This is a genomic window from Phenylobacterium sp. (genome assembly GCF_020402505.1).
GTDB lineage: Bacteria > Pseudomonadota > Alphaproteobacteria > Caulobacterales > Caulobacteraceae > Phenylobacterium.
On record NZ_JADBZL010000179.1, the window covers coordinates 1 to 7,228 of the forward strand.

The following is a 7,228-nucleotide window of genomic DNA, read 5'->3' on the forward strand; positions in this document are numbered from 1 at the left end:
GCCGGACTGGGCGAGGAGCTGGTCGACCAGGGTGGTCTTGCCGTGGTCGACGTGGGCGATGATGGCGATGTTGCGAAGCTGCATGACGTTCTTATCTGTGGGAGCGCGCGCTTGTAGGGGGTTCCGCGCCCCAGCGCCAGACGCCCCGGACAGTTCCGTCTGCGGAAGGCGTTTATTGTGCGATGCAACATAGCATGGGCGCGCATTTGTTTCAAATCCGCGAAGGAAGTGAGGATCATTTCCTTTTTTTCATGAAAACAGGGTGGAAAATGCGATTGTATGCCCTTGAACTTTGGTGCGCTGCAATCTAACTTGTCCCTCGTGAGGCGTCGCTGACGCTTCTGCCCTTCCTGGGCGTTTCCTCCCTAATGAACTGCCGCGCCCTCACCGGCGCGGCTTTTTTTTGTGCGTCCGTCCGGGCGTCAGGCGTCGAGCAGGCTGCGCCAGTCGGCGGCGGCCAGCCGGGCGATGATCCCGCCCAGGGCCCGACGCAGTCGCTCAAAATCCGCCGTGGTCTCAAGCCGAGACTCGTCAAGGTAAAGCCCCCGGTTGATCTCGACCTGCAGAGCGTGGGTCCGCCTTTCGGGGCGGCCATAGTGCTCGGTGGTGTACCCACCGGCGAAGGGGAAGTTGCGGGCCGTCCGGTAGCCCGCGTCGGTCAGCATCGTCTCGACGGCGTCGGTCAGGGCCGGGCGGCAGGATGCGCCGAAGCGGTCCCCAAGAACGAAGTCTATCCCCGGCGCTGCCGTCGCGGGCATGGAGTGCCAGTCGATCAGAACTGCAAAGCCATGCGCGGTCCGGGCTCTCGACAGCAGGCGGGAAAGGGCGTCGTGATACGGTGCATGCACCCGGGCGATCCGCGAAAGGCCTTCCGCCAGACTCAGACGCCGATCGTAGATCTCCGCGCCGCCCGAAGCGACCCGGGCGACAACGCCAAGTCCGGCGGCCACCCGGGGTGACAGGGTGCGGGCCTGGGCGGGCAGAGTTTCTCCGAACAGGCGCGGGTCCAGCTCGGTGGGATCGCGGTTCACGTCGAGGTAGGTTCGGGCGGTCAGGGCCCGGATCAACGGCGCACCTCGGATCGGCCCCTCGGCGACAAGATCGTCCACCCAGGCGTCCTCGCTGCGCCGGATTAGGAGGGGATCCAGGGCCGGGTTCATGTCGTCCGGATAAAGCCGGCCTGAATGAGGCGAGGCGAACACCAGGGGCGTCGCCGGTTGCGCTTCAACCCCGTTGGGCCAGCAGATGTCGAAGGCTGTGGACATTTGCGGGTTGGCGGCGGACAGGCTCATGTCGCTATATGACCCCCACTTGCATCCTCGGGTCAAACCGGCTTGAGGTAAGGCCAAATCGAGGCCGCTCAAGACTCCTCCATGCCCCGCATCCTCTTCGCCGAAGACGACGACTCCCTTCGCGGGTTCCTGGCCCGCGCCCTGGAGCGCGCCGGTCATGAGGTCGAAGCCTTCGCCAACGGCGAGGCTGCGGCTGAGCATATCGACCGGGACTGGGACCTCCTGCTGACGGATATCGTCATGCCCGGCATGGACGGGATCGAGCTTGCGCGTCTGGCCTCGGAGCGTCATCCGGGCCTGCGCATCATGTTCATCACCGGCTTCGCCGCCGTAGCCCTCAAGGCCGAAGAGACGGCTCCGGAGGGGGCTCGCGTCCTTGCCAAGCCGGTCCACCTTCGCGACCTGGTGGGGGAGGTCGAGCGGATGCTGGCGGCTTAAGGCGCCGCCCGCCAGGCCTTTGGCCGCTTGCGCAGGACCCGCCCCGCCGGTATATCCCCGCCTCCGCTTCCCGACCGGGAAGCCGACCCCGGACGTGTAGCTCAGCGGTAGAGCACCTCGTTGACATCGAGGGGGTCACAGGTTCGATCCCTGTCACGTCCACCATTTATTCCATAAATATCAGTGTCTTAGGTTTCGGGGCGCTGGTGGGTCGAGCGGGGTTCGTAAGCCCGATACCAAATCGATACCAGCAGGTGGAATTTCAGCCTCGTTCGCGAGACCTAAGATCGGCCAAGCCAGATCGAGTGATAAAGGCTGTGCGGACTAGAACCCGTCGAGCGGGCTTCAATACCCCCCCCTGGGGTCGAACCCGGTTGGGGGGGTGGCTGTAGCTATCCAAACCGCCACAAGAATTTTTTCCCGTTTTCGATTTGGGCAGGTTCCCACCTATGGGACCTTGCAACGTCCAGCCCTAGCCTGGACAACATGGAATAGGGACTGTTTGAGGAAGAACTCGCGTTCTCCCGATCTTGAGACTGCCAACCCGCAGGCCCCGTCAACGACCGCCCTGGAAACTACCTCAGCTGGCTCCTTCGACTGTGAATCGGCGTGGAAAATTGCCCCCATCTCGGGGAGATCGGCGTCGAAAAATGACCCCCTATCCCTGAGGCTTTGATGGCCAGATCGGCGGCTTGTTCAGCTGCGGATCGGATATTTGACCGCGCTGCGGCACCACATGTTGCCCAGCTGTAGGGCGCCTTGCTTCTCAAACTGGGCCAAGGCGAGAGGCTTGTCGCCCGGTTCGATATGCAGGGAAAATAGTCGCCGACATTCAGGGTCGGTCTCGATCATCTCCTGGATCACCTTGATGAAGGCTTCGTCTTCGGGGAAATCCATGCCCGTGCCGGCGAACAAGAGCTGGGCGCGGATACCCATTTTCCGGAACAGATCAAAGACGACCATGCTTTCTTTGCCGCCGCTGAAATAGATCAGCGGCAGCTCACCGGGCGATTGCGAAACAATCTCGCGGATGAAGGCTTGGGTTTCCTCGACCAAGGCGTCGAGGTTCGCGGTGTTGGCGTGGATGTGGCGATCGCGTTCCGCCTCCCAGCTCGCCGCCACACCGGCGGTCCAGTCGACCGTGTGCAGGTCCTGCGCGAAGGTGAGTTTCCAATCCGCCTGTTTAGGACCATTGAAATCGACACGCAGCACAAAGCGGCCTTGGGCGATCACCTCCCAGAAGAACAGGCCGTCCTTCAGCCCGTTGTTGGCCAGCAAGAGGGTAGCGTCCGGCAATTTGATCTTCAGGCGGGCCTCAAGCACCCCCTTCAGCCAGGCGCGTTCCTCACCGACGCAGAACCAGGGATCACATGGTGGCGACAGCGGGATCAGTTCCCCGGCCGGTTCCCGGATCCCTCCCGATTTCGCGTTAATATAGATGCCTCGCTCGGCGTCCCAACGCAGCTTGTTCCAATGTTCGATCGGCACGACATACTGATCGCCCGCATAGCGCCCGTAGACCTCTTCAACCTCCGCAGCAGGACGTTTCAGGAGCTCACCGATCTCCGCCAGGCTGTGAAATCCCGTCATCTGCTTCAGGACGGGGAGATCCCCGGGCCGGATGCTTCTGAGATTGCCCTCGCCCGCCACCATCGCGTGGCGACCGTCCGGGTATTCCTTGATCTTACCAAGAACAATCGGGATCATGCTCGTGCCTCCGGATCAGGTTTGTAGGAGTTGATGTAGAATAGCTTTCTCGCCGTGGTATCTATTTTCAGCCTGCTGCAGAACTATAGAGTTGTCGTGGTACAGTATGGGCTTAGTGATTTCGTATCCAAGGTGCACCGGCATGCAATGCATGATCAAGGCGCGACTTTTCCCATAAGACTCGGCATTCAATTGAAGATGTGACATCTCTGCGACCCGCGCCGATTTCTCGGCTGCGCGCCCGGGGTCATTGATGATTTCCATGTCGATCCAGGTGTCGAGATAGACCGCTGACGCGTCTGCGAGCTCCGCCCGCAAAACCTCGGTCGTGACCTCGGAGATATGTTTGAACCGTCCCGTCGCGGCCGCCTTCGCCAGAACCCGATCGTCTCGGCTAGCCGGATTGATGATGGGCGCGAGGGCGACGAGGTTCGCGCCCAGTTGCGGAAGGGCGAGGGCGAGAGAGTTCAGAACATTGTTGAAGACGCCCACATAGACGATCTTGCGACCACTCAAATTCCCCAGCGCTTCCACCAGGGTCAGGCAGTCGGCGACCGCCTGGGTCGGGTGAAACCGGTCGCAGCAACCGTTGATGAAGGGGACGTCGGCCGCGGCCCTGAATTCCTGGACCGTCGCATAGGACAAGAGCCGAGCGACAATCACATCCGCTGTTGTGGAGACATATTTCGTCTCGCTCTCTACGTCCGAGATCGCGAAATTGGAATCGTTCCAGTTTTGCCAAACATAGGTCCCGCCCAGGGTCGCCATCGCCTTTCCGAAGGACAGATGAGTGCGGGTCGAGGTCTTCTGATAGAGGCCGTAAAGCACCTTCCCGGCAAGCGCGCCCGAGTAGGCGCCGGGGTCGCGCTTGATCCTCAGCGCGAGCTGAATCAACGCATCGAGGAAGTCGCCGTCTTCCTCCAATAGGTCCGCAAAAGGTTGCGCGATCAAATGATAGCTCCTCGATCCACTGGTCCGACCAAACGCCGGTAGCGAGCGAGATAAGGGAAATCGGGAAGCGCATCCACGACTGGAGGACGAAAACGTGCGGCGCGCTCGGCGAGGATGTCGGCGGGAACATTGAGGTCCAGCCTGTTTTGGCTGACATGAACGATGATCTCGTCGCCATTCTCGATGAGAGCCAGGGGGGCTCCCGGCTCTGCGGCCTCAGGCGCGAGATAGCCAATGATAAAGCCGTTGGAAGCGCCGGAATAACGGCCGTCGGTGATCAGGATGAAGTCTGATCCCAAGGCGTTCATGTGGGCGACGACTTCGGAAATCCGGTGGGTCTCGCGCATGCCTGGGCCCCCCCTGGGACCCTCGTAGCGAATGACCACAGCAGCGTCGGGATAGGGCAGGCCGAGGGAGGAGATGGTCTCGACCTGGGCGAGGGCGGAGTCCGGGCCGTCGGCCAGGCGGAGATAGCCCACCCCGCCCATGCGGCGGTCCTCGGCGCAGAAGTCGGCGAGGCCCCGGTTCAGGGCCCGGATCCCGCCGGCCAGGACCTCGGGATCGCTGGCGGCGATCACCTGGTTGAAGGCCTCCGTCGGGAAGACGAGGTAGGCGCCGAAGCCCATCAGGTCGTTGGCCCGGCGGCGCTCGGCGGCGTCGAAGGCGCCCAGGCCATGCCAGCCCTTGAACTTCATGGACATGAATTCGGCCTCGGCCTCGGCCCTCAGGGTCGCATCGCCGCGGCGCGCCTCGGCGCGGGCGACCGCATCGGCGGCGAGGGCCCGGACCCGGGCGTCCTTGCCTGCGAAGGGGACGAGGCGCGGACGAATGTCGGGGTCGGCGAAGGCCGGGAGCCAGTCCGCGTGCTCCATCATGTGGGTGTCGGCGTCGAGAATGAGCGGCCGATGGGCGTAGGGCATGGGGTTTCCTCCGGCCCGGCCGCCTTCGACGGCGCCTGGGCGGCGACAGTGTTCCCCGAAATCCGGCGGCTTGGAAAGCCCGCGCTCAGGACGCCCTGACGAGGGCCGCCACCGCCTCGGCCGCCCGGTCGAGTTCCGGGCCGGTGACGGCGGCGAGGTCAATGCGGCCGAGCTCCGGCCGTTCGTGCTGGCGCGAGGACCGCCGGTAGGCGGGGTCGTAGTGGGTCTCGACGAGGCCGAGGGCCACGGGCTCCAGGTCGCCGGCCTCCAGCAGGGCGCGCCATTCGGACAGGCGTCGGGCGCCCGGCTTGCTGGGCAGGCGGGAGAGCAGGGCCATCAGGGCCTCCACGTCCCCGGCGGTCTCCGCATAGACCCCGGCGAGGTTGGCGGCGCGGGCCTCGGGCGGGGCTTCCAGCCGGATCGAGGGGGCCTCGGCCATGGCGGTCCAGACGGCGGGGGGGACCATGCGCTCTCCCACCTTGCTGGACTCCGCCTCGATCACCACGGGCCGGGCGGGATCGAGGGCCTCCAGGGCGCCCAGGAGCCGGCTCTCGAACATCTTCTGCGCCGGCTGGGGCCGGCCCGGCAGGGCGCCGAGCAGGGAGCCCCGGTGCTCGGCCAGGCCTTCCAGGTCGAGAACCTGAACGCCCAGGGCCGGCAGGCGCCTCAGCACCTCGGTCTTGCCCGCGCCCGTCGGGCCGTCGAGCACAATGGCGCGGAAGCTGGGCGGGGAGTCGTAGAGCCGGGCCGTCACCTCCCGGCGATAGGTGCGGTAGCCCCCCGCCAGCACCCCCACGCGCCAGCCGACCTGGGACAGGATGTGGGCCATGGCGCCCGAACGCATGCCGCCCCGCCAGCAGTAGACGAGGGGCCGGAAGCCTCCCGGCTGGTCGGCCAGGGCGCCGAGAAGGTGGGCGGAGATGTTGCGGGCGACGTAGGCGCCGCCGATCTTGCGCGCCAGGAAGCGTGACTTCTGGACATACAGCGTCCCGACCTCGGCGCGCTCGGCGTTGTCGAGGACTGGCAGGTTCACCGCGCCCGGCACGTGGTCCTCGGCGAACTCGCCGGGGCTGCGCACGTCGATCACCATGTCGAAGCCCGCCCGGGTGGCGGCGTCGGCGGAGGCGATGGTCTCCGGGCCGCTCAACGCGCAGGCTCCTGGCCGAGGTGGAAAACGGGGGCGCGGGTCATGGCCCGTTGGTATACACCCGGCCCGGGTCAGTCTGAACAGGAGGGGCGAGACATGGCGGAGTCCGGGGGAGCGGCGGAGGGTCCGGTGCGACTGACCAGCCTGGCCCATGGCGGCGGCTGCGGGTGCAAGATCGCGCCCGGCGTCCTGCAACAGATCCTGGCCGGGGCCCCGGCCTCGGCGCCCTTCGCCAGCCTGATGGTAGGGACCGAGACCTCGGATGACGCCGCCGTCTGGCGGCTGAACGACGAACAGGCCCTGGTCGCCACCACCGACTTCTTCATGCCCATGGTCGACGACCCCCGGGACTTCGGCCGGATCGCCGCCGCCAACGCCCTGTCCGACGTCTACGCCATGGGCGGCCGGCCGATCCTGGCCCTCGCCGTCGTCGGCATGCCGATCAATGTCTTGCCGGTGGAGACCATCCGCAGGATCTTGGCCGGCGGGTCCGAAATCTGCGCCGAGGCGGGGATTCCCATCGCCGGCGGCCACTCCATCGACAGCCCCGAGCCCATCTACGGATTGGTGGCCCTGGGCCTCGTTCACCCTGACCGCGTCATGACCAACCGCGCCGCCCGGGCGGGAGACCAGCTGATCCTCGGCAAGGCCCTGGGGGTGGGCGTGCTTTCCGCCGCCTTCAAGCAGGGGCGGTTGGACTCGGCGGGCTATGCCGCCCTGGTCGGTTCGGCCACCCGGCTCAATACGCCGGGACCGGACCTGGCGGCCCTTAA

The 7,228-nt window shown here is 65.4% G+C and carries 8 protein-coding genes and 1 tRNA gene; 3 read left to right on the forward strand and 6 right to left on the reverse strand.

Annotated features, from left to right (window positions below; all coding sequences use genetic code 11):
- Together IM632_RS14500 and IM632_RS12235 are read right to left on the reverse strand one after the other, a co-directional pair.
- Nucleotides 1-84: GTP-binding protein (locus tag IM632_RS14500; protein WP_366817633.1), on the reverse strand; the 84-nt coding region annotated here is incomplete at its 3' end.
- A 338-nt stretch (nt 85-422) separates the two neighbouring features.
- Entirely contained in the window at nt 423-1,292 is an 870-nt protein-coding gene (locus tag IM632_RS12235; protein ID WP_363278805.1) for an N-formylglutamate amidohydrolase, read from the reverse strand.
- Between the two features lie 81 nt (nt 1,293-1,373).
- Here IM632_RS12235 and cpdR point away from each other — a divergent pair, with 81 nt between their 5' ends.
- Entirely contained in the window at nt 1,374-1,730 is a 357-nt protein-coding gene (gene cpdR, locus IM632_RS12240; protein WP_296479508.1) for a cell cycle two-component system response regulator CpdR, read from the forward strand.
- A gap of 90 nt (nt 1,731-1,820) precedes the next feature.
- Nucleotides 1,821-1,895: transfer RNA gene (locus tag IM632_RS12245), tRNA-Val, on the forward strand.
- 531 nt (nt 1,896-2,426) lie between these two features.
- Here IM632_RS12245 and IM632_RS12250 read toward each other — a convergent pair.
- The 4 genes from IM632_RS12250 to mnmH form a co-directional block, all read right to left on the reverse strand.
- Nucleotides 2,427-3,437: a phosphoadenosine phosphosulfate reductase family protein gene (locus IM632_RS12250; protein ID WP_296479506.1), complete on the reverse strand. Its 1,011-nt coding sequence runs from the start codon at nt 3,435-3,437 to the stop codon at nt 2,427-2,429.
- A 15-nt stretch (nt 3,438-3,452) separates the two neighbouring features.
- Nucleotides 3,453-4,388 carry a hypothetical protein gene (locus IM632_RS12255; protein WP_296479505.1) on the reverse strand — a complete coding sequence of 312 codons (936 nt, stop codon included), beginning with the start codon at nt 4,386-4,388 and terminating at the stop codon, nt 3,453-3,455.
- Nucleotides 4,385-5,308: a dihydroxy-acid dehydratase gene (locus IM632_RS12260; protein WP_296479504.1), complete on the reverse strand. Its 924-nt coding sequence runs from the start codon at nt 5,306-5,308 to the stop codon at nt 4,385-4,387. The genes IM632_RS12255 and IM632_RS12260 overlap by 4 nt, the downstream gene beginning before the upstream one ends.
- A gap of 85 nt (nt 5,309-5,393) precedes the next feature.
- Nucleotides 5,394-6,455: a tRNA 2-selenouridine(34) synthase MnmH gene (mnmH, locus tag IM632_RS12265; protein ID WP_296479502.1), complete on the reverse strand. Its 1,062-nt coding sequence runs from the start codon at nt 6,453-6,455 to the stop codon at nt 5,394-5,396.
- A 96-nt stretch (nt 6,456-6,551) separates the two neighbouring features.
- On the opposite strand from mnmH, the gene selD reads away from it, so the two are divergent.
- Nucleotides 6,552-7,228 (forward strand): selenide, water dikinase SelD (selD, locus tag IM632_RS12270; RefSeq protein ID WP_296498218.1); only part of this gene is annotated, 677 nt, incomplete at its 3' end.